At 54.7% G+C, this 21,702-nt stretch carries 20 protein-coding genes and 2 pseudogenes; 21 read left to right on the forward strand and 1 reads right to left on the reverse strand.

The genetic code is table 11. The features are described 5' to 3' along the window. A pseudogene (locus tag FH749_13355) lies at positions 1-331 on the forward strand (group II intron reverse transcriptase/maturase). Positions 332-340: 9 nt separating this feature from the next. Here FH749_13355 and FH749_13360 read toward each other — a convergent pair. After that, positions 341-442: pseudogene (locus FH749_13360) on the reverse strand (multidrug ABC transporter ATP-binding protein). Positions 443-992: 550 nt separating this feature from the next. On the opposite strand from FH749_13360, the gene FH749_13365 reads away from it, so the two are divergent. The 20 genes from FH749_13365 (at position 993) to FH749_13460 (ending at position 21,691) form a co-directional block, all read left to right on the forward strand. After that, positions 993-2,012, forward strand: a complete 1,020-nt coding sequence (locus FH749_13365) for a LacI family transcriptional regulator (GenBank protein MTI96439.1) — start codon at positions 993-995, stop codon at positions 2,010-2,012. Between the two features lie 11 nt (positions 2,013-2,023). Beyond that, positions 2,024-3,103 carry a zinc-binding dehydrogenase gene (locus tag FH749_13370; GenBank protein ID MTI96440.1) on the forward strand — a complete coding sequence of 360 codons (1,080 nt, stop codon included), beginning with the start codon at positions 2,024-2,026 and terminating at the stop codon, positions 3,101-3,103. Next, entirely contained in the window at positions 3,100-4,878 is a 1,779-nt protein-coding gene (locus FH749_13375; GenBank protein MTI96441.1) for an FAD-binding protein, read from the forward strand. The genes FH749_13370 and FH749_13375 overlap by 4 nt, the downstream gene beginning before the upstream one ends. Positions 4,879-4,882: 4 nt before the next feature. Further along, positions 4,883-6,202, forward strand: coding sequence for a flavin oxidoreductase/NADH oxidase (locus FH749_13380; protein MTI96442.1), 1,320 nt, complete (start codon positions 4,883-4,885; stop codon positions 6,200-6,202). Between the two features lie 37 nt (positions 6,203-6,239). Then, positions 6,240-7,229 (forward strand): Gfo/Idh/MocA family oxidoreductase, encoded by a 990-nt coding sequence (locus tag FH749_13385; protein ID MTI96443.1) that lies wholly within the window; start codon positions 6,240-6,242, stop codon positions 7,227-7,229. Continuing rightward, complete coding sequence (locus tag FH749_13390) at positions 7,222-9,330, forward strand: hypothetical protein (protein MTI96444.1); 2,109 nt, start codon at positions 7,222-7,224, stop codon at positions 9,328-9,330. The genes FH749_13385 and FH749_13390 overlap by 8 nt, the downstream gene beginning before the upstream one ends. After that, the gene (locus FH749_13395) at positions 9,331-11,319 is read left to right on the forward strand and encodes a hypothetical protein (protein ID MTI96445.1); all 1,989 of its coding nucleotides are present in this window, start codon (positions 9,331-9,333) and stop codon (positions 11,317-11,319) included. A 57-nt stretch (positions 11,320-11,376) separates the two neighbouring features. Continuing rightward, complete coding sequence (locus tag FH749_13400) at positions 11,377-11,742, forward strand: hypothetical protein (protein MTI96446.1); 366 nt, start codon at positions 11,377-11,379, stop codon at positions 11,740-11,742. Between the two features lie 6 nt (positions 11,743-11,748). Then, a complete protein-coding gene (locus tag FH749_13405) occupies positions 11,749-13,749 on the forward strand; it encodes a hypothetical protein (protein ID MTI96447.1) in 2,001 nt (666 codons plus the stop codon). Between the two features lie 52 nt (positions 13,750-13,801). Next, positions 13,802-15,256 (forward strand): MFS transporter, encoded by a 1,455-nt coding sequence (locus FH749_13410; protein ID MTI96448.1) that lies wholly within the window; start codon positions 13,802-13,804, stop codon positions 15,254-15,256. After that, positions 15,257-16,090, forward strand: a complete 834-nt coding sequence (locus tag FH749_13415; GenBank protein MTI96449.1) for a sugar phosphate isomerase/epimerase — start codon at positions 15,257-15,259, stop codon at positions 16,088-16,090. Between the two features lie 327 nt (positions 16,091-16,417). Further along, complete coding sequence (locus tag FH749_13420; protein MTI96450.1) at positions 16,418-16,888, forward strand: hypothetical protein; 471 nt, start codon at positions 16,418-16,420, stop codon at positions 16,886-16,888. Between the two features lie 3 nt (positions 16,889-16,891). Then, the gene (locus tag FH749_13425; GenBank protein ID MTI96451.1) at positions 16,892-17,158 is read left to right on the forward strand and encodes a cation:proton antiporter; all 267 of its coding nucleotides are present in this window, start codon (positions 16,892-16,894) and stop codon (positions 17,156-17,158) included. Positions 17,159-17,171: 13 nt separating this feature from the next. Next, on the forward strand, positions 17,172-17,474 hold the full coding sequence (locus FH749_13430) for a monovalent cation/H(+) antiporter subunit G (GenBank protein ID MTI96452.1): 303 nt from the start codon (positions 17,172-17,174) through the stop codon (positions 17,472-17,474). After that, positions 17,474-17,713, forward strand: coding sequence for a DUF4040 domain-containing protein (locus tag FH749_13435; GenBank protein ID MTI96453.1), 240 nt, complete (start codon positions 17,474-17,476; stop codon positions 17,711-17,713). The genes FH749_13430 and FH749_13435 overlap by 1 nt, the downstream gene beginning before the upstream one ends. Further along, a complete protein-coding gene (locus FH749_13440) occupies positions 17,710-17,994 on the forward strand; it encodes a hypothetical protein (protein ID MTI96454.1) in 285 nt (94 codons plus the stop codon). Before FH749_13435 ends, FH749_13440 begins: the two co-directional genes overlap by 4 nt. After that, the gene (locus FH749_13445; protein MTI96455.1) at positions 17,987-18,409 is read left to right on the forward strand and encodes a sodium:proton antiporter; all 423 of its coding nucleotides are present in this window, start codon (positions 17,987-17,989) and stop codon (positions 18,407-18,409) included. The genes FH749_13440 and FH749_13445 overlap by 8 nt, the downstream gene beginning before the upstream one ends. A gap of 2 nt (positions 18,410-18,411) precedes the next feature. Continuing rightward, positions 18,412-18,783: a cation:proton antiporter gene (locus tag FH749_13450; GenBank protein ID MTI96456.1), complete on the forward strand. Its 372-nt coding sequence runs from the start codon at positions 18,412-18,414 to the stop codon at positions 18,781-18,783. Continuing rightward, the gene (locus FH749_13455) at positions 18,776-20,233 is read left to right on the forward strand and encodes a monovalent cation/H+ antiporter subunit D family protein (GenBank protein MTI96457.1); all 1,458 of its coding nucleotides are present in this window, start codon (positions 18,776-18,778) and stop codon (positions 20,231-20,233) included. Before FH749_13450 ends, FH749_13455 begins: the two co-directional genes overlap by 8 nt. 15 nt (positions 20,234-20,248) lie before the next feature. Beyond that, complete coding sequence (locus FH749_13460) at positions 20,249-21,691, forward strand: monovalent cation/H+ antiporter subunit D family protein (protein ID MTI96458.1); 1,443 nt, start codon at positions 20,249-20,251, stop codon at positions 21,689-21,691. Positions 21,692-21,702 lie beyond the last annotated feature (11 nt).

A 21,702-nucleotide genomic window follows, 5' to 3' on the forward strand; every position in this document is an offset into this window, starting at 1 on the left:
ACCAGGCTCAAGAACAAGGAATACAAACCGTCACCAGTGCGTCGGAAATATATTCCCAAAAAGAACGGGAAGATGAGACCGCTGGGAATACCGAACATCGAAGACCGGATAGTGCAGCAGACAGTGGAATATAGAGCAAGGCTACAACCACATCTACGACTGTGACATCAAGGGCTTCTTTGATAATATCCCGCACAAGAAACTGATGAAAATTCTCAACAAGTATGTGGCCGATGGCACAGTGCTGGACATGGTCTGGAAGTGACTCAAAGCAGGATACATGGAAGATGGCAATCATCATCGGGCAGAAGCTGGAACTTCTCAGGGCGGCGGTCATTGGAATTATTTCCCGGTGAAACAGGCTTTTGATGCTGCCGGCAAGTCCGGCTTCCTTTTCAAAGCGGGTGTAGGTTTTGGTCAGGTTTTTGGTTTCAATGATCATGGTAATCCCTCTTTCTAAAATTTAAGATAAAAAGCCCGCAGGCATTACCGCACAAAAAGTGCAGAGTGCTCCTGCGGGCTGAGAATACACAAAATATGCCGGTACATATCAAAAACGCGGCACAGAGCCACGCTTCCCATAGATTAAGGACCGGCGTAAGATTTAAAGCAGTCTGTACGGTAATGGATTGCAAAGGTACGACGAAATAAAGGGTGTAATGCCCCTCATTAGTCAAACCAGTTGCAGCTTTTTAATTACTTATCACCATTACAGACTGGACGGACAAAAAAACATCCTTTCCAAGTTAAGACCCTTACAGTTTAGCAAACTCTGGTTTTGCTGACAATCGTGAAATAGAAATGTAACTTTGCCCAATTGGGGACGGAGGTTGGGTGAGCCATTTTCGGCAGAAAGTCGAGGGCTGTCCCGGACAAGGGACCTGTGCCCCTGTCCGGGAAATGTTTTTAGCAGGTGGCAGGATTTTGGGCAGAAATGTGGAAGTAATTTCTATGCAAACGATTGTGCAAAGGATTGTGAAGGGGAGAACGCTGTGGTTACGATTAAAGATGTTGCTTTGCGGGCTGGTGTTTCCGCCAGTACCGTTTCGAGAGCTTTAAGCGGTAAAATTCCTGTGGACCCGGCTACCCGGGACAGGGTGCTCCAGGCGGTGGAGGAGCTGGGCTACCGACCCAATGTCATTGCTCAGGGTTTAAAATTCGGTCGTTCCCAGACCATCGGTCTGATAATACCCAGCATCCGGAACTTGGTGTTTCCCGATGCAGTGCAGGGGATATCCCAGGTTGCTCGGGAGCGGGGATATAATGTAATACTTTGTGACAGTGAGGAAGACCCGGAGCTGGAGCGGGAATTAGTGGATAATTTGCACCGGCGTTTGGTGGATGGGTTGATTCTTTCTACCGCCCGGGGCAATGGTGAACATATTGAAGCATTGCGTAAGGCCGGGTGTCCGGTTGTGCTTTTGCTCCGGCATCTGGGCGCCTCTGTGGATGCTGTTATCGCTGACAATTACCAGGGTGGGCAGCTGGCGGGCAACTTCCTTGCCGACCAGGGGTTTCGGAAGCTGGCAATAGTAAGCGGGCCTCGGGATTTGGATTTGTTTCAGCAAAGATTTCAGGGGTTTGTCGATGCACTGAAAGAAGCCGACTTGGTTGTGCCCGAGCCAATGATTGTCCAGGCCACATCCGCATGGCAGGAATCGTACAAAGGGATGTTGGCGCTGTTGGACAGGGGTTCGGTGCCGGAAGCGGTTTTCGCCACCAGCGATCCCCAGGCTCTGGGCGTAATGAAAGCGATTCGGGAGCGGGGATTACGGGTGCCGGACGATATCTCCGTCCTGGGCTTTGATAATCTGGAACACTCATCATTGATGGACCCACCCTTAACCACCATCAGTCAACCCTTTTTTGAGATGGGCCGCCGGGCGGCCCAGCGCCTGTTTGAACTGCAGGTTGCAAAAAAGCCTCTGCCCCCCAATGTGGAGAAACTGCCTGTGGAGTTGGTGGTCAGGGATTCGGTTCGGATTACAACTGAGACGGGAGTGAGAGTGTGAAAGCAAAGGCAATGGTCCTGGAGGAGTTTAACAAACCTTTAGTGCTTCGCGATTTTGAAATCCCCCATCCGAAGCCGGGGCAGCTGCTGGTACGGATGTTGGCTGCCGGGGTTTGCGGCTCCGACCTACATATGTACCAAGGAGAGGATCCCCGCACCCCCCTGCCCCTGATTTTGGGCCACGAGGGAGTGGGGCGCATCGAAGCAATTGGCGATGAAGCCGTCAGCGTCTGCGGTCGGCGGCTGCAAACGGGCGACGTTGTTCTCTGGAACCGGGGTGTGAGTTGCGGACGCTGCTGGTATTGCCAGATCCTGAAACAACCGGCCCTTTGTACTCAGCGTCAGGTCTACGGCATCAATTTGGGGTTGAACGACCCGCCGGGATTGAATGGTTGCTATTCTGAATATATTTTGCTGCGGGAACGGACCGATTTGTTTTACGTTCCCCCGGGCGTGGATCCGGCAGCGCTGGTCTCGGCGGCGTGCTCTGGTGCTACAGTTGCCCATGGTTACGAGCTGGCGCCAGTCGGGCCTGAAGACACTGTGGTGGTCCAGGGCCCCGGTCCCTTGGGTATCTGGGCGGCGGCAATGGCCCGGGTACTGGGCGCCGGCCAAGTAATTGTCATTGGCGGTTCTCCAGAGCGCCTGGAGCTTTGCAAACGCTTTGGTGCCACCGGTGTGCTCAATCGCCGGGAGACTTCTGTTGGTGAGCGTCAGCAAGAGATTATGGCCCTGACCGATGGGCGCGGAGCGGACCTGGTCGTGGAGGCCACCGGCCATCAGAGCGCGTTTATTGAGGGAGTTGAGCTTTTGCGTCGGGGTGGCACCTATCTCTGCACCGGCTATGCTCAACCGGTGGGGACTGCGGACCTAGACCCGTACCGACATTTGGTGGGAAGGGGCGTGAAAATTCAGGGTGTGTGGGTCAGCGACACTGCTCATGTGCGGCAGGCGTTGGCTCTGGCCCTGCGGAATCCGGAGCATTTCGCGCAAATGGTCACCCTTCGTTTGCCATTGGAACGGGCCAACGAAGCCCTGGCGGCGGTAGCTGCTAAACAGGCCCTGAAAGTGATTCTGGAGGTGGGAGCATGAATGAATATAGCTGCGATGTACTTGTAGTCGGGGGAGGGGGCGGTGCCCTCAGAGCAGCAATTGCCCTGGCTGAGGAGCATCCCGAGTTAAAGGTTCTCCTGGCCACCAAGGGACAGCTGGGAAAAAGCGGAGTAACCGCGGTTGCCTGTTCAGACCGGATGGCGTTTCATGCCACTCTACCCCATACACCGCCCGGGGGGGAAGATGCCTGGCGCTACCATGCGGAAGATATATATCGAATCGGCGGCTGTGTGTCCGACCCTGAGTTGGCGGCAATTCTCGCCAAAAACTCCGGTGATGCGTTTCAGTACCTGGACGCGCTGGGGGTGCCCTTTGTCAAGGAGGGCACTGTGCCCCGGCAGTTTGTGACCGACGGCTCCGAGTATCCTCGGGCCTGTTACACCGGACCGCGCACAGCAGTGCATATCGAGGAAGCGCTGGTGCGTCGGTTTCACGCGCTTAACATACCAGTGCTGGAGCAGTGTATGGTTACACGCTTGCTCACGGATACGGCCGGAATCAATGGGGCCCTGGCCCTGCTGGGCGGAAGGGTTGTGCCAATCAGTGCAGGCGCGGTAATTCTCGCCACCGGTGGCGCCGGACTTATTTATCAGCAGCATGTGTTTCCACCCGGGATGACCGGCGATGGTTATGCCATGGCGCTGCGGGCAGGTGCGGAGTTGGTAAATATGGAGTTTATCCAAATGGGAGTGGCCTCGGTAAAGACCCGGCTTAACTGTTCCGGCAGTCTATTCCGGGCCCTGCCACGGCTGGTTGACGATAGCGGGCGTGAGTTTCTTTCCGAATATACTGGGGAAATGACGGTTGGCGACCGCTTGTCGCTTCTCTTCCGCAAAGGCGCCAGCTGGCCGGTGAGTAATGAGCATGATACCAAGTTGATTGACATCGCTGTTTACCGGGAACAAATGGCCGGTCGCCGGGTGTTCCTGGACTTTGGCGCCAACCCCGCGGGGTATGACTTTGAGGCCCTGCCGGCAAGTGACCGTAAGCGCTATCAGGATGAAATGGTCGTCGATTTGGGCAGTGCCCGAGACCAGACGCCCCTGGCCCGGCTCCAGGAAATCAATCCCGATTCCATAGCCTGGCTGCGGGAACACGGAGTTGACTTGGAGGCAGGGGATGCGATGGAGATTGCCCTCTGCGGCCAGCACTTCCAGGGCGGGATTAAAATTGACAATCAGGGGCAGACAATTGTGCCCGGACTCTATGCTGTTGGCGAGACCGCTGGTGGCCAGCATGGCGCCAACCGGCCTGGGGGCAACGCACTTTTAGACAGTCAGGTCTTTGGCTTTCTCGCTGCCCGGTCGGCGGCAGAACGGGCACGGGAACACAAGCAGACATCTGTAAGTGCGGCTGCAATCAAGGATGCCCAGCATCAATTGGCGGCAGCCGGGGGATACAAGCCGCAGGAGTTCAGGGAGCGGCTTCAGCAGGTGGTTTACCGTGCCGGCGCGGTCGTACGCACCGAAGCCGGGCTCAAGCAGGGGCTGGCTGACTTAGAGGAATTGACTGCCAAGGGCATGGTGGCCGGGGACCCGGTATTGATTGCCGAAAACCATAATTTACTGCTGGTGGCCCGGGCGGTGTTGACGGCTGCCCTGTGCCGGGACGAAAGCCGGGGACCACATCTGCGTTTCGAGGATGCAGCCGGGACCCGGCCGTTGAAACGCCGGGATCCGGAGTGGCAGAAATATATTATTATCAGCGGCGATGAGGCAGCGTTAAAGCTTGCTGTTCGCATGCCAGGGAGTTGAGATAATGAGCAAGCACTTTCCCTACAAGTCGGCGGACCAACTGGCAGCAGATTGCCGGGAGCGAGGCCTGGATCTAAGCGTCACTGAGGAAATCAGTCTCTTGACTGAACCAGTGGCAGTTGCCGAACGTCGACTGGATAATCCGCTTGTGATTCAGCCGATGGAAGGATGTGATGGCACAGCCGATGGCCGACCGTCAGAATTAACTCATCGACGGTATCAACGGTTTGCCGCTGGCGGCGCTGGTCTAATCTGGTTTGAAGCAACTGCCATCACCCGTAACGGACGGGGCAATCCGCGTCAGTTATGGCTTAATCCGCACACACTGGATAGTTTTAGCGATTTAGTTGCTTCCACCCGCTCTCAGGCGACAGGCAATCCGATTTTGCTCTTGCAGCTGACCCATTCCGGGCGCTACAGTCGGCCCGTTGGAGTGCGGGCGCCGGTGTTTGCCTTCAGAGATCCCCAGCTGGACCAGCGCACCAATGTGACCAGAGAGCATGTGCCAATATCTGACCAAGAGCTGACGGAGCTGCAACAGCAGTTTGTGCAGGCGGCAGTTTTGGCAAAAGCGGCCGGTTTTGATGGCGTGGATATAAAGGCCTGCCACCGCTACCTGGTATCAGAACTGTTGGCTGGCCACACGCGGCCGGGCGGTTACGGAGGCAGTTTGGAAGGTCGGACCCGGTTTTTGCGTGAAACAGTGGCGGCTGTCCGGCAGGCGGTGGGCGAGGATTTTATTCTGGCGACACGGCTTAATGTCTGGGATGCGGCCCCCTGGCCCTACGGTTGGGGTGTCACGGAAGGGAGCCCGGAGCAACCGGAGCTTTCTGAGGCCCGTTGGCTGGCGGCTGATTTGTCTGAGCGCGGCGTTTCTATAATTAATGTCACTGCCGGAAACCCCTATGTGCTGCCCTACATCGGACGTCCGTTTGACAAGCCGGTGATCGGGGGCGCTCTTCCTGCAGAACATCCCCTCACCGGCGTAGAGCGGTTGCTTGGCTTTGCCGCAGAGATTCAGAGTGAGGTGCCGGAAGTGGCTGTTGTTGGCACCGGGTACTCCTGGTTGAGGCAGTACTTCCCCCAGGTGGCAGCAGCAGAGCTTGCCCGTGGACGTTCCCGCCTAGTGGGGTTGGGTCGAATGGCATTTGCCTGTCCGGATTTCCCCCTGCAGTTGGCAGCGGGAGAGCTGGAGCCCGGAAATTTGTGCACAGCTTGCAGCATGTGCACCCAGATTATGCGGGACGGTGGCCGTACCGGCTGTGTGGTCAGGGACAGCGACGTATATCTTTCGGAATACAGGGCCGGTCACGCAAAAGCCTGATTGGTCGCTGAGTTGAATATATAAGGAGGGGTGGCGAATGACGGTAAAAATAGCGATGGTTGGTTTGGGGCGTTGGGCGATGTTTTTGGGCGCAGCGCTGATGGAGACTGAAGGTGTTGAACTGACGGGCGGGTATGATTCCAGTTTGCAGAGTGCCGAAAACTTTGCCGAGATGTTTGAGGTGCCGGCGGTGGCAGACTTGGCGGCAATTGCCGGCGATCCTGAGGTTGACGCTGTAGTGGTGGCCACCGCCAACCACACCCATCATCAGGTGGTTAAGACTTTGCTACAGGCAGGCAAGGATGTGTTTGTGGAGAAGCCGCTGGCTAACTCTTTGGCGGAGTGCCGGGAACTGATTGACCTTGCCCGGGAGCGCAAGCGAGTTCTGATGGTCGGCCATAATTCCCGGCGCTATCCGGCTGTGCGCAAACTTAAGGAACTGATAGATGCCGGGAAAATTGGCCAGGTGCATTCAGCGACCGCGATATTTTCTTACGAGAATCTGGCCGATATCAGCACCGATACCTGGCGCAACGATCCCGCCAAATGTCCCGGTGGGCCCTTGATGCAACTGGCTGTGCATCAGGCAGATAATTTGCTCTGGTTGCTGGGGCCGGTTGAGTCGGTGAGCTGTCAGCTGATGGCACCCGTTCCAGGAGGGAAAGTGCCGGCCGGCGGACGTCTGGGCCTGAAATTTGCGTCCGGCGCCCTAGGGGTGTTGGAAAGCGATTATCTCACTACCCCCGAGAGTTTCAGCATCACTTTGCGGGGTGAAAAGGGTGAGTTCCAAAGTCGAGGGCCGGGACATGTGAAAATCTGGGATAGCAGCGGCCAAGTGGAATCACTGGACTTAGGGCGAGACGATTCGCTTCGCCAACAGATGGCTGAATTTGTCGCCTGTGTCCGGGACCGGGTCCCCCCGGAAACCGGAGGCGAAGTGGGCATCGCTGCCCTTGCTCTGATTGTTGCAGGGCTGGAGTCCGCTGAATTGGGCCGTCCTGTGGAAGTGGGTGGTTACGATGATTAAGCGCTTAACTCCGGGTCGGATTATAGCCCTGGTTGTGGTGCTGGCCCTGTTGGGCGGTGGCATTTACCTGGAGCGCAGCCTGTATGTTGCACCTGAGTGGCCGCCCCCCCGGGAAGGGGACCCCCAGCCGGTCCGGCCCACTGCTGATGATCCTGAGTTTCATCGCACCCCGTTTGCCGAGACCTTCGAAGAGCGGCGTGAGCTCTATGTAGAGTGGGCTACCCAGCAACCGACACCGGATTCCCGGAACTCAATCTGGGCTGAATTGATGAAGATAGAGGCGGGGCAGGATTATTTTCCGGAGGCGACCATGGACTGGTTGCTGGACTTTGTCAATGCCCGCAATGATTGTGCTGATTTTGTGGTGGCAGGTCTGATCCGTCTTTACTACATGTACCCGGAAGTGCTTTCAGCCCAGCAAGAGCAGGCACTTCGTAATACACTCCTGGATTTCCAGTACTGGTTGGATGAGCCCAACCCCGATAAGGGTGCCATGGAATTATGGACTGAGAATCATCAGATTCTGATCTATACTTCTGAGTATTTGGCCGGCCAGTTGTTTCCCGAAGAGACATTTACCAATAACGGCATGTCCGGCGTGGAGCGCATGGAAAACGCCCGCCCGAAGATTATGCGCTGGATAGACTGGCGGGTGCGCACCGGCTTTGCCGAGTGGGATTCGATTCCTTACTACCCTGAAGATATTGCCTCGCTGGCAAACATCGTGGACTTTGCCGGCGATGAAGAGCTGGCTTTACATGCTGAAATGTTATTGGACTTGTTATTGTTTGATGTGGCAGTGGACTCTTTTTATGGCCAGTTTGCCACCTCCCACGGCCGGGCCTCCGGCCATCATGTGCAAAGCGCTGCCGGCGATTCCATGGTTTCAGTTCAGGCATTGCTCTTGGGCTTGGGACGTTTTCAGTCCAACAGCAATATGGGAGTCGTTTCGCTGGCCCTGAGCGAGAATTACCGCCTGCCGCCGGTTATTGAGGCGGTAGCTTTGGACATGCCTGAGGAAATGATAAATTATGAGCGCCATTCGATTCCGGTGACCAAAGAGGAGGCCGAGAGGCGAGGTTTGAGCATGGATTCCCCTGAGGATATCGACATCTGGTGGGGTATGGGCGCCTTTACCCATCCTTTGGTCATTGATCAGACGATTGCCCTGGCCGGTGAATGGGACCTATGGCATTACCCGGATTTTAAAGACTTTGAGGTCTTGGGCAAGGTTTTGGGCAGAATCAATGCTTTAGGGCTAGCCAGCAGGCTGCTGGATCCTGATCCCAACGGTACATTGATGTCTGAAGTCAATAAAGTCAGCTATCGCACGCCGGACTATATGCTCAGCAATGCCCAGGATTATCGTCCGGGAGAAAAGGGCTACCAACAGCATATCTGGCAGGCGACCCTTGGTCCCTATGCACGGGTCTTTGTCACTAATCCCGATTCGCTGCGTTCAGATGGGCATCGCCCCAGCTATTGGGGTTCCCACGGCCGCCTGCCCCGGACTGCTCAACATGAAAATGTGCTGGTAGCTGTGCATAAAATCGGTCGCTATCAGGGATTGTTGGAGGCCAGGCATTTTGCCTTCACCCATGCCTACTTCCCCCGCTGGGCCTTTGATGAAGTGGTGGAAGTGCCGGTGGACGACGGTAGCGGCTGGGTGTTTGGCTGCAAGGATGATGGTTATGTGGCCCTCTACAGCCACCTGCCCTATCGCTGGCAGGATGAAGGTATAGACGCCGATCAGGAAATCATCGCCTTGGGCCGGGAGAATGTCTGGATTACCCAAATGGGGCGCCGGGCGGTGGATGGCGATTTTGAGGACTTTGTCGCCGCGGTGAGTAATGCACCGCTGGCAGTCGATGATTTACAGGTAAATTATAAAGCCCCAGGCGTGGGCGAGGTTGAATTTGGCTGGGAAGGACCGTTCATGGTGGACGGTCAGGAAGTTTCGCTACGAGATTATCCCCGCTGGGAAAATCCCTACACCCAGGCCGCCTTTGATTCCCGCGAGTTTTTAATCCGGCATAACGGTCTCGAATTACACCTGGATTTTGACCGCAATCTCCGCTACCTGGGTCAGGAGGAGAACTAAATGTCCGCCGGTGGACAGTCCCCCCGGCGGCCCCAGCCTGGGGACAGGCCTTTTCACAAGGTTCCCCTGGCAGAAACTTATGGAGAGCGCCAACGCTTGTTTCTGGACTGGGCCACTGAGCACCCGACTCCGGACGATCTCTATGCCATCTGGGCTGAGATTTGCAAGCTGGCCCGGGGCGCGGCAGCCATTGCCGGGAAGACCTTAGATTTTGCCCTGGAATTTGTGGACGCCCGCCGGGACTGCGCCGATTTTATCGTTGCCGGCTTAATCCGGGCGCTCTACTGCTATGGCCAGAATTTGCCCGGGGAGCAGAGGGAGGCAATTGCCCGCTCGCTCTTGGGCTTCCAATACTGGTTGGATGAGCCCAATCCCAATTTGGGCGCAATGGAGCTCTGGACCGAGAATCACCAGATTCTCATCCACAGCAGCGAGTATCTTGCTGGCCAGCTTTTCCCCGACCAGGTTTTTGCCAACGGCATCACCGGTCGGGAGCGGATGGTCCAGGCCCGGGAGCGGATTTGTAAATGGATTGACTGGCGGGTGCGCACTGGTTTTGCCGAATGGGATTCAATTCCCTACTATCCGGAGGACCTGGCTGCCCTGCTGAATCTGGCGGACTTTGCCCAGGATCAGGAGCTGGCTCGCCAGGCGACAATGTTGGTGGACCTAATCCTGTTTGATGTGGCGGTGGACTCGTTTTATGGCCAGTATGGATCCAGCCACGGCCGGGCCTATGACGAACATATCAAGAGCGCTGCCGGTGATACAATGGTCACCCTCCAGGCCCTGCTCTGGGGAATGGGTAGGTTTCAGACCAATAGCAATATGGGAAGTGTCGCCATGGCAACCAGCAGTTACCAAATGCCTGCTGTGTTGGAAGCAATCGGTCAGGACATGCCTGACGAAATGACGAACCGGGAACGGCATTCCATCGAGGTGGAGGCAGCGGCCGACTGGGATCTGCACTTTGACAGCGATGAAGATATCCGCATTTGGTGGGCAATGGGTGCCTTTACCCATCCCAAAGTGATAAAAAAGACTATGGAGCTGGCCGGCCGTTGGCAATTTTGGCATTATAGCGATTTCCGACCATTTCGCGCCTTGGCCCGGGTCCTGGGAACGCTGGGGCTGCTGGGTTTTGCCAGCCGGGTGTTCGATCCAGATCCCAACGGGGTGTTGATGTCCGAGGTAAACAAACTTACCTTTCGCACCCCCGATTACATGCTCTCCAACGCTCAGGACTGGCGCAAAGGGCAGAAGGGTTATCAGCAGCATATTTGGCAGGCGACCTTGGGTCCTTATGCCGTTGTGTTTGTGACCAATCCCGATTCCCTGGAAGTGGGTGACGCCAACCGGCACCGTCCCAGCTATTGGGCTTCCCACGGGCGTCTGCCCCGGACTGCCCAGTACCGCAATGTTCTGGTGGCTGTGCATAAAATCCCCGCCCGCAAAGGACTGTTGGAAGCACGCCACTATACTTTCACCCATGCCTATTTTCCTCGCTGGGCCTTTGATGAGCTGGTGGAAGTGCCGGCAGCGGGCGGTGGCGGCTGGATTTTTGGTCGCAAGGATGAGGGGTATATTGCTTTCTACAGTCACCTGCCCTATCAGTGGCAGCAGCAGGGGATTGATGCCGACCAGGAGGTTATTGCCCCAGGGAGGGAGAATATTTGGATTACTCACTTGGGACGCCGGGCGGTGGACGGCAATTTCACTGATTTCGTCCACCGGGTGAGTCGCGCCCCATTGACAGTAGATGGTCTGCAGGTGGAGTACGAGGCCCCAGGAGTAGGGTGCATCCACTTTGGCTGGCACGGCCCGTTAACTGTAAACGGCGCTGAGGTTTCGCTGCGGGATTACCCTCGTTGGGACAACCCCTACGCCCAGGTTCCCTTTGATTCCCGGGAGTTCACAATTGAGCACAATGGTTTGCATCTACATTTGAATTTCCCGCGCAGTCTGCGGCAATTCAACTCCCAGGCATAGACAGGCAGTTACTTCCGGCTTTCCGGAAGCAAAAATAATTTATCAGGAGGGGTACTGATGGAAATTCCTGCTTTCATGCTCAAAAAGCTCTACAAGAAAGGTTCGTTGACCAACACCGATGGCGGCGTCAGCTTTATCGTCAAGAACTCAATCTCGCCGGCAACAATAATCGGACTCGATCAATTGCTCATCGATGGCGAAGAGGTTGAAATCGCCAAGGTAAAGCTGATTACCAGCAAGAGTGAAGTAAATGCCGCTGAAATAACCGAGGAGCAGTCCCTGCATGTGAATTGGAATGACGCAATTACTTTGGTGGTGGATGGTCTGACTCTGGCGTCAGGCAGCCACAAATTGGCATTGACAATTAACACCCGGGACGTGGGCCCCCTGACTTTGGAGGTCAGCGACACCCTCGCCGGGTAGCAGAAAATGAACGACACAAAAGCGCTTGTCCTGGAAACGGTCACTGGGCTAGCCCGATTTCTCCATGGCTGCCAGGTAATAACCGGGGATATTGAGGTGGATGTGCCGGATGGGGAAACAATCAGCGTGGATTATCAGTTTCTGCGCCGGGACCCCGGCCCCTATCCCCTGGAAGTGCGCCGCCAGGGCGCCGATATCTGGCTGCGGGCAATTGAATCGGAAGCATGGCATGGTCCCCTGGTGGCCGACAGCTTTGTCCGGGTGTTCCCGGGGCGGGGAATTCGCAACCCCGCCCGGGGGGGCGGCGGCATTACTTTCCGCTACCCTGGCGGCGCAGAAACAGGCCGGGTGATCTTGGAGGCCTATGACCGGGGAGGAATTTGGGACGATTTGCCCAATATGGAGGTATTTATCTACGAACCCCAGGTGGCGGCCACCTTTTACGCCGATGCCTATTCGGCCTGGATTTTTGCCTGGCTTGCATCTCGGGGCGAGAAACAGTACCGGGAGCCGGCGGCCATGGCCCTGGATTTTGTCCAGCGCATTTATCCGGTCTATACGCCGATGATCATGGACGGACTCAACCACAGCGATTTTAAGAATCCGGCCTTTATCGAGGCAGTGGAAGAACTGGCGGTGGATTGGGCCCAGCCGGAGCAGCTGGAGCGCTGGCGAAAGCTTTTCCCAGGGATGGTTAATGATGACGCCTACTCCCCCACCAATGTCCACGCCCTGCGCTATCACTGGAGGGCAGTCCGCCAGTATTACACAGGACTGACCGGAGCCGAACCCCAGCAATATCTGAAACGAGTCTTTGCCGACGCAACTGACGACGGTTTGATTCACGACAATAATACATCGGAGCTTTCCTTTGGCGGCCACACCGACGCCCACGATTTGACCTATCATTTGTATACCTTGGCCTGTCTTGTTCGGGGCTATCAATATCTGCCCCTGCCGGAAGTGCTGGCAACCATTGAACGGGGCGCAAACTTCAGTTTGTCCCTGACAACTTCCGGCGGCGAGGTATCGTATCTCGGCCGTGGCGCCAACAATGTCTATCATCTGGCCTCGGCATTTTACACCTTTGCGTTTATGGCCAAACAGCAGGTAGAGCAGGCGGGACGTTTCCGGCGTGCAGCGACGTTAATCCTCAACTATATACGTGGCTTTCAACAGGAGAGCGGAGAGATTGCCACTGCTCTCAACCGCTACCCCGAGGAGCGGATGGGCTGGAATCACTGTCATACTCCCTACAACGGGCTTACCGCCTATTTGTTGGCACAGGCTTTGCCTCTGTTGACTGAGGAAGGTGAGCAAAGTCTGGTGCTAGAGGGTAAGGCGAAGCTCCTTTACCCCGAGGCGCGATACGCTGCCGTCAGCACGAAAGATTACTATGCGGTATTCTTTGGCGGCAATGCTCTGTCTTACCCCTGGTCGGGTTGTCATAAGACAGGGGTGGCTGGACTTGCTCATCTTGGTGTCCAGGGACGTCCGGGCCAGCTGCCGATACTTGAGCAGTCGCTGCGGGAAGGCGAGTGGTCCACCGGTGACCTACCGGATGTTGTCAGCGCTGATGGCGATACAGCCGTGCCGGCAGGTCTGGGCAGCTTGCAGGAGGAAGCTGACGGCTTCTCCCTGGAACTGGAATACGGCGGCTTTCAGGCGCGGCAAGTTTACCGTCCAGAGGCCAATGGGCTGCTGCTTGAGACAACACTAGTCTGTTTGAATCCTGGGCATTATCAATTGGCTGGACTGCCAACCATTTCGGTTTTGGTTGATTCGGGCTGGCGGCACGAGGTTTCCGACAAGTTGGTTACGTGCTCTGGGCCCAACGGCAATTTGCGTTTAGAGGTGCTGGACGTTTCTGAGCCCGGGGAATGGCAAACCTTTGAAGAATCATCTACAGCCCGGGGGCTGCATTCCAAACTGGCCCGGGTTGTGGACCGGGAGTTTAGCGTCGGAGACACACTCACCTGTCGCGTCAGGATTACGGTGGGAATTTAACTGGCCCTTGCAGGCGCAGGGCAAACATCTGAAATTAAGGGAGAGGATTTGTTTGGCCGAGATGCAAAATAAGCATAGGCTGCCTCTGCTCACCAAACTGATTTACGGTTCGGGAGATATGTTTGGCGGCGGTTCCCTGATGTTAATAGGCTTCTTTTATCTGTTCTTCATGACTGAGGTTGCAGGGTTGAATCCGGGTCTTGCGGGTATGGTTCTGCTTCTGGGCAAGGGCTGGGATGCTGTCAGCGACCCGTTGATGGGTTGGCTCAGTGACCGCACCCGCAGCCGCTTTGGTCGGCGCCGGATTTACTTTCTGGCCGGGATTGCACCGATTTTTATCTGTTTTACACTGCTCTGGATGGTGCCGCCCTTTAGTTCCCAGATTGGCACTTTCCTGTTCTTTTTAACTGCGAATGTATTGTTTAACACTACCCTTACCATGGTAATGATTCCGTACAATGCTTTGGTTCCCGAGCTTACTCCCGATTATGACGAGCGTAGTTCGCTCACCGGTTTCCGACTGGCATTTTCCAATATCGCTTCATTGCTTTCGGCAGCGGTGCCAATGCTGATCGTCGATGCCTTCGCTAGTCCTGCCAATGGTTACCTGGTAATGGCGATGACTTTTGGCCTGCTTTTTGCCCTGCCATTCTTGGGCGTGTTCTTGGTAAGTTTTGAGACCACAAAAGAGGTTTCCAAAAGCCGGTTTAATCTGCTGGGGGATGTCACCCAGGCTCTGTCCAATCGTTCTTTCCGGCGTTTGGTCGGCGTTTACCTGCCCACTTTTCTGGGCGTTGATGTTATCTCTGCGGTTATGGTCTACTACTTAACCTATGTTCTGGGGCGGGGCGAGGGCATGCAGGTGTCTATGGTTCTTGGTCTCTTGCTCTTGTGTCAGACCCTGGCGTTGCCCGTGTATGTAAAGATAGCCCGCACACGGGGCAAGCATGTCTCATACACAACAGGCGCGCTGATTTGGATGATACTACTGCCGGTGCTCTGGTTCTTTACGCCGGAGACTCCATTCGCCGTGGTCTTGGTATTGGCAGCCATGGTGGGGATGGGGACGGCCGGTGCGGGCTTCAGCCCGTGGGCGATGTTCCCGGATGTAATTGATGTGGATGAGTTGGTTACTGGCAAGCGGCGGCAGGGTATTTATTCTGGGGTCATGACTTTCATGCGTAAAATCTCTTCGGCCCTGGCTCTGGCTGTTGTTGGCTGGATGATTGACTGGTCTGGTTACATCGCCAATGATGACACAATTGCCCAACCGGATGGTTTTCTGACCATGGTCCGGTTTTTGGTGGCGGTATTCCCCATCTTCTTGGTGTTGACCGGTCTTTGGTTCTGTCGCCGTTATCCCTTGAATCAACAGCGACACGATAAGTTGCGCAACATCCTGGCAACCCGGCCCGCAGGCACCGCCGACCTCAGCGGCGAAGCCGGTGAGCTGGCCGACTTGCTTTATGGGCCGCTACCTGACGATATTAATAACGAGGTGAGTTAAGTGTCTGTTCTTTTAGGCGTTGTAACCGATGAAGTCTCCCAGGATCCTGTGTACGCGCTGGATTGGGCCCGGAAACATCGCTTAGATTATGTCGATATCCGCGATGTCTGGGAGCTGAATATCGCTGAGCTTAGTGAGCAGCAACTGGCTACATTGGAAAAGCTATTGGTTGATTCGGATTTTAAGGTGAAGACGATTTGCCCCCAGCTGTTTCGGGCGGAACTTGATCCAGAGGCGGTGACCCGGGTCACTGCCAATCCGGATTTAGTTGCCACAGACCCCAGCGAGTATGCCGAGCATTTACGGCTGCTGCTCCATAGTCTGGAATTGGCCGAGCGGCTGGACGCTCCCTATGTGCGCTGCTTCGGGTTCTGGCGGGAAGAAGAGCCTGAGGATGTCTGGGATACACTGGTGAGCGCGTTCCGGTTTGCGGCAGATTTAGCCACCAAGCGGGACAAGATCTTGCTTTTGGAGAACGAGGCAATGACCTATGCCATTTCCGGCAGTGAGGCTGCACAGGTGATAAACGCTGTTGACAGTCCATCCTTTGCTGCAATTTGGGATCCGGCTAATGGATTTTTCCATCCGGAAACTCCTTTCCCTGATGGTTATATCGCCCTCGGTGATCTAATCAAAGTTGTGCACGCCAAGGACGCCGGTGCCCAGGGGTTCACTGTCATTGGCCAGGGGGAGTTGGATTGGGAGGGGCAAATTAAGGCCTTGAAACAGTTTGATTCAGTTTGTGTCTCGGTGGAACCACGTACCGCTCCTGACGACGGCACGCTGGAGCAAGCTTCCGGAGCGATTCTAGACTGGCTGCGGGCTCGGATTTAATGTATAGGAATGACGCCTCGGCAATGGGCCGGGGTGTCATTTATTTGTAAATTTTGTGTATGTGTGTCGGGAGATTCAGAGAGAAAAATGGAGCCACGCAGAGTAATTCTAGGATAATATTCCGACAGCCCGGTTATTAAGGTGATTCTACTTCAAAACAAACCTGTATCTAGGGCGAGTTGTTTCCAATTTTCCTGTTTCAGGAGTATACTGTAAGTGAAACGGATTTCTTTCACAAGCGATGCGGCTTTGATGTGTTGTATTATCCTTTTAAAGTCAGGGGCTGCTGTATTAATACAGCTCTAGCTGCCAAGGAGGTGCTGTGAAATGCTAAAGTGGAACCCGCTGATTAAATTCGTTGTTTTACTGTTATTTTGGCTTGTTATTTCCGGGGAGTTGGACTGGCAGCATGTTGTAGCCGGTTGCGGCGCCGCCCTTTTAGTCATGCTTTTTTGGCGGCGCAAAGGGGAGAATGAGGAACTGTTTGGGATTAATGCGGTGTTTTATGCGCTGGCCCTCGCCCTGGTGATGCTGGTGGATATTTGCCGGGCTGCGTGGCATGTGGCAATTATCATTCTCACTCGTCGACCGATACAGCCGCAGTTTGTGCATTTGGATACACCGCTGCGTTCCCGCTTGGCCCGGGTTTTACTGGCCAATTGTATCACCCTTACCCCCGGCACGCTGTCGGTGTCCCTGGAGGGAAATACGCTGCTGGTGCATGCGCTAACTGATGAGCATGCCCAATCCCTGAACGGAGGCCGGGTACAAAGAATCTTGATGAAGATGGAGGGATGACAGATGGCCGATTGGACAACCATGATAATAACTTTAATTACTGGTTTATTGATCTTTCTTTCATTGGCCCGGACGTTGTCCTCGCCAGGGGTAACCGATAAATTGGTGGCGGTAAACATCATCACCACCAAGACGATTATACTGATTGTCTTGCTCAGTGAACTGTTTGAGAGTTGGTTTTATCTTGACGTTGCGCTTGTTTATGCCCTTTGCAGCTATGCGGCAACTGTAGCCGTGCTTAAGGGGCAGGTCCGGCAGCGGCTGGATTAAGGGGGAGATTGAAATGGATTGGCTGTATGTAATTTTGCTGGCAATCGGCTGTTTCTACTTATTTACAGCGACAATTGGTTTGTTTATGCTTCCTGATGTATTTACCCGCCTCCATGCCACGACAAAATGTGACACCATGGGCGCTGGCTGCATTCTGGCCGCAGTAGCGGTTAAGTCGGGAAATTGGTTCGTTGCCGGCAAACTGGCTTTGATTTTTGTGTTTATATTACTAGTCAGCCCGACTGCTTCACATATGATTGCCTGGGTGGCAAAAGAGCAGCTACCCAAAAAAGCCTCTGAAAAGGAGGCGGGGTAATGGACAACTTGTTCTTGTTTATGTTTCTTACCTTTCTGTTGGTTGCATCAATTTCGGTTTGCCTGATTCGCAAGGTTCTACACGCTGTGATTGTATTTGGCATATACAGTTTGGTAATGTCCATCGTTTGGTTGCAATTGGGTTCGCCCGATCTGGCTATTACCGAAGCCGCCGCCGGTATCGGAATGAGCATTATAATGGTGGCGGTTGTCACCAAACTGGGGAGGGAGTGCCAGTGAGAAAGGTTTTGGCGCTATTGGTGGTTCTGCCATGTTTGGCCGCCCTGGTATTGTTGGCGGCGGAATTGCCCGCCTTCGCCAGTCCCGACAATCCGGCCAATAACGAGGTCATCGCCCGTTATATAGAACAAGGAGTGGAAGAAACCGGCGCCATAAACGTTGTTGCCGAAATTCTAGTGGATTACCGGGCTTACGACACTTTAATTGAGACCACGGTGCTGTTTACGGCCCTAATCGCCGTGCTGTTGGCCCTGAAAGGGGAGAAAAAAGAACATGCCTGATTTAATTCTAAGGGAAGTTACCGCCCTATTGCTGCCGTTGATTCAGATGTACGGGATTTATGTAATTCTTCATGGCCACATCTCCCCTGGCGGTGGTTTCGCTGGTGGGATGATACTCGGTGTAAGTATGGTATTGTATTTGTTGGTCTTTGGCTTGGACAGCTGTTTACGCAAAGTTCCCCATCGAATGTCTTCTTTCTTGGAGAGCGCCGGGACGCTTTGGTACGGTGCGATTGGTCTGGTGGGTGTAATGCGCGGGACCAGTTTTCTGATGAATAAAGGCGCCGGCATCCCGTTGGGCACGCCCGGACGCCTGTTCAGCAGCGGTTTAATCATTATTATTACAATTGGTGTTGGCATCAAAGTGGCATCGACAATGCTCAGCCTGTTTTATACTTTGATTGAGGAGGACTAGCAGTGGCAGTTAAACTTCTTCAAAACTATCCTTATCTGATTTCAACCTTAATCTTCGCTGTCGGCTGCTATACGGTTTTGACCCACACCAATTTGATGCGCAAGGTAATTGGCATCAATGTGATGGAAAGCGCAGTTTTTTTGTTCTTTATCGCTGCCGGCAATGTCCAGGCGGGTCGCCCGCCGATTATAGATCTGAATAACCCGGATGTTATTTATGTGAACCCACTGCCCTCAGCCCTGATTCTCACCGGGATTGTGGTCAGTATCTCCGTAACTGCATTGGCTCTCGCCTTTGTGGTAAAAATTCATCGCCAGTACGGAACGATTGATGCCGATGAGATAGCGGCTATCAGGAGTCAGCAAGATGCTTAGCGCCAACTTTCCTGTGCTGGGTATAGTTGCTCTGTTGATGACCGCATATCTTCTGCCCCTGGTGGCCATGCGGAGGATGCGTTTAGGTCAGGGGCTGGCAGGCCTTATTCTGGCGTTGTCCGCAGTTTACAGCGCGTTATTGTTCTACGATGTATTGGACTCGGGCCCGGTTTATTATGCCATGGGCGGGTGGGAAGCGCCTTGGGGAATTGAGCTCGCCATCACACCGCTTTCGGCATTTGTCATGACAGTGGCAACAGGTCTGACAGCGTTGGTTGCCCTCTCCCTGCCCCAGGAGCTGGTGGATTGGTCCAAGCGGAAAGCGGGTTGGTATATTACTTTACTCTTGCTGTTGACCGCAGCGCTTCTGGGGATAACCATGGCCAATGATTTGTTTAACCTCTACGTGTTTACCGAGGTGAGTACGCTTGCTGCCTGTGCTCTGGTTTCAGCAAAAAAAGACCGCAACGCCACCGATGCGGCATTCAAGTACCTGATGTTGGGGGCAATCGGTTCCGGATTTATATTATTTGCGATTGGTATTACTTATGTTATCACTGGCCATCTAAATATGGGGTTTGCAGCAGCGGTTTTTGCTGCCAGCGATCTCCATCCGATTATTCCCTGGGTAATGAGCGCTTTTTATCTAGTAGGGTTTGGGGTAAAGGCAGGCTTGTTTCCCTTGCATGTCTGGTTGCCTGACGCCCACTCTTCGGCGCCGACCACAGCCAGCGCATTGCTTTCCGGTGTAGTGGTCAAAGTCTTCGCCGTGGCAATGGCCCGGGTGTTTTTTGGATTGTTTGGCAGCGCTGCCCTGGAAACGATGGGCATCGCAGGAATGGTGCGGCTGATGGCCGCCGCCAGTATTTTGGCCGGTTCGGCCTTTGCTGTGGTCCAGACCGATATTAAACGGTTGCTAGCCTACTCGACCGTCGCCCAAGTTGGCTATATCTTTCTGGGCTTCGGCGTTGGCGGTGTTGTCGGTGTCGCCGCTGCCCTTTACCATGTGCTGGCCCATGGCTTGATGAAATCGATATTGTTCTTGACCGCCGGTAAGGTCATTGCCATCAACGGAACACGAGAAATCAGCGGCTTTGAAGGGATGGGACCAAAACTGCCGCTGCCCATGGGCGCATTCTCCCTAGCTGCGCTGTCTATGATTGGGTTGCCGCTTCTGGCGGGGTTTGCTACCAAGTGGTACTTGTTTAATGCTGGTCTGTCAGCGCAGATTTATTGGCTGCCAGTGTTGATAATCATCAGCGGCCTGCTAAATGCAGCCTATTTCCTGCCGATTGTCTGGAAAATTTGGTTTGGGGTTTCGGAAGCGGAAGCTACCGACCGGCGAGTTCCCGGGCTGCTGGTATTGGTTGCCGTCCTGGCAGTAATCGGATTGGTGCCGGGGGCAGTGCTGGACCTGCTGGAACAGGCCGCCGGCTGGTTAATTTCCTGATTAGGGGGCGTCCAAATGAATGTTCTTATCACCTTAATTATCCTCTTGCCGATAGCCGGGGCAGCGGCAATATGGCTCCCTGGGTTGCGATCCCGGCCGGTTGTTGCCCCAATTCTGGCAGCCGGCGGTGTTGCGCTTGCAGTCTGGTTTGTCGGCCGGACGCCGGAGGTTGCTCCGGTTGTAACCTGGTGGCAAGTGGTTCCCGGATTACCCCTGGCATTCCGGGTCGATCACGCCGGTTGGCTGTTTGCCTTGTTGGCGGCTGCCCTCTGGGTGCCGGCAACTGCCTATGCCAACAGTTACAGCGCCCATCATCCCCATAAGCGTCGGCGGTTTTTCACCTTTTATACATTGTCCCTGACCGCCACCATGGGGATTGCCCTGGCTGCAAACTTTTTCACCCTGTATCTGTTCTATGAACTTTTGACGTTTGTCACCTGGCCGCTGGTAATTCACAACGAAACGCCGGCGGCGAAACGGGCTGGTAAACTATATTTGATCTATAGTCTGGCCGGCGCCGCCTTGGTTTTGGCGGCAATGGTTGTAACCTGGGCCACCGCGGGTACATTGGATTTTGCCGTCGGTGGTGTGATTGGCTCCGAAATATCCATTAGAAGTATCCGCTTGCTAGTGGTCTTGTTGGTGGCGGGTTTTGGTGTCAAGGCGGCAGTTATGCCTCTGCATACGTGGTTGCCGACGGCGATGGCAGCGCCGACTCCGGTCAGTGCGCTCTTGCATGCCGTGGCAGTGGTTAATGCCGGCTGCTTTGGGCTGGTGCGAACTTTTTACAGCCTGGTTGGGACTTCTGCTTTGGAGCGGGCAGCTTTGGCAGATTACCTGATTCCAGTAGCGGCAGTGACGATTATTCTGGGTTCAGTGATTGCCCTGCGCCAGGACCACTTGAAACGGCGTTTGGCATATTCTACTGTAAGTCAGCTGGGCTATATTACCTTGGGTGTGATTTCCGGCCACGCCGGCCTCTTGCTTGGCAGTTTAGTGCACTTTGTAAATCACGCGCTGATGAAGATTACCCTGTTCTTCTGTGCCGGAGCGATTATCAGCGAGACGGGAGTGGAGAATATCTCCGAAATGGATGGAATGGGCAGGCGGATGCCGATGGTGATGGGGGCATTCACGTTGGCTGCACTTGGATTGGTGGGTGTTATTCCCATCAACGGCTTTCAGAGTAAGTGGTCGTTATTTCAAGGCGCGCTGGCGGCAGAACGTCCGGAGATTATTGTCATCCTTTTAATCAGTGCTATGCTCAACGCCTTCTATTTCTTCCCGATAATCGGCGCCGCTTTTTTCCGCGGCACCGGTCGTTGGCAGCAGGAGCGAGTCAGTAGCGGCTTGGTGTGGCCACCGCTTTTGACCGCTATTCTCTGCGTGATATTTGGGCTGTTACCGGCCCTGCTTTACCCGTATCTGTCGGAAACCGTGCAAGTCTTAATGAATTGAGGGAGGGGGGC

Source organism: Bacillota bacterium (assembly GCA_009711825.1).
Taxonomy (GTDB): domain Bacteria; phylum Bacillota; class Proteinivoracia; order UBA4975; family VEMY01; genus VEMY01.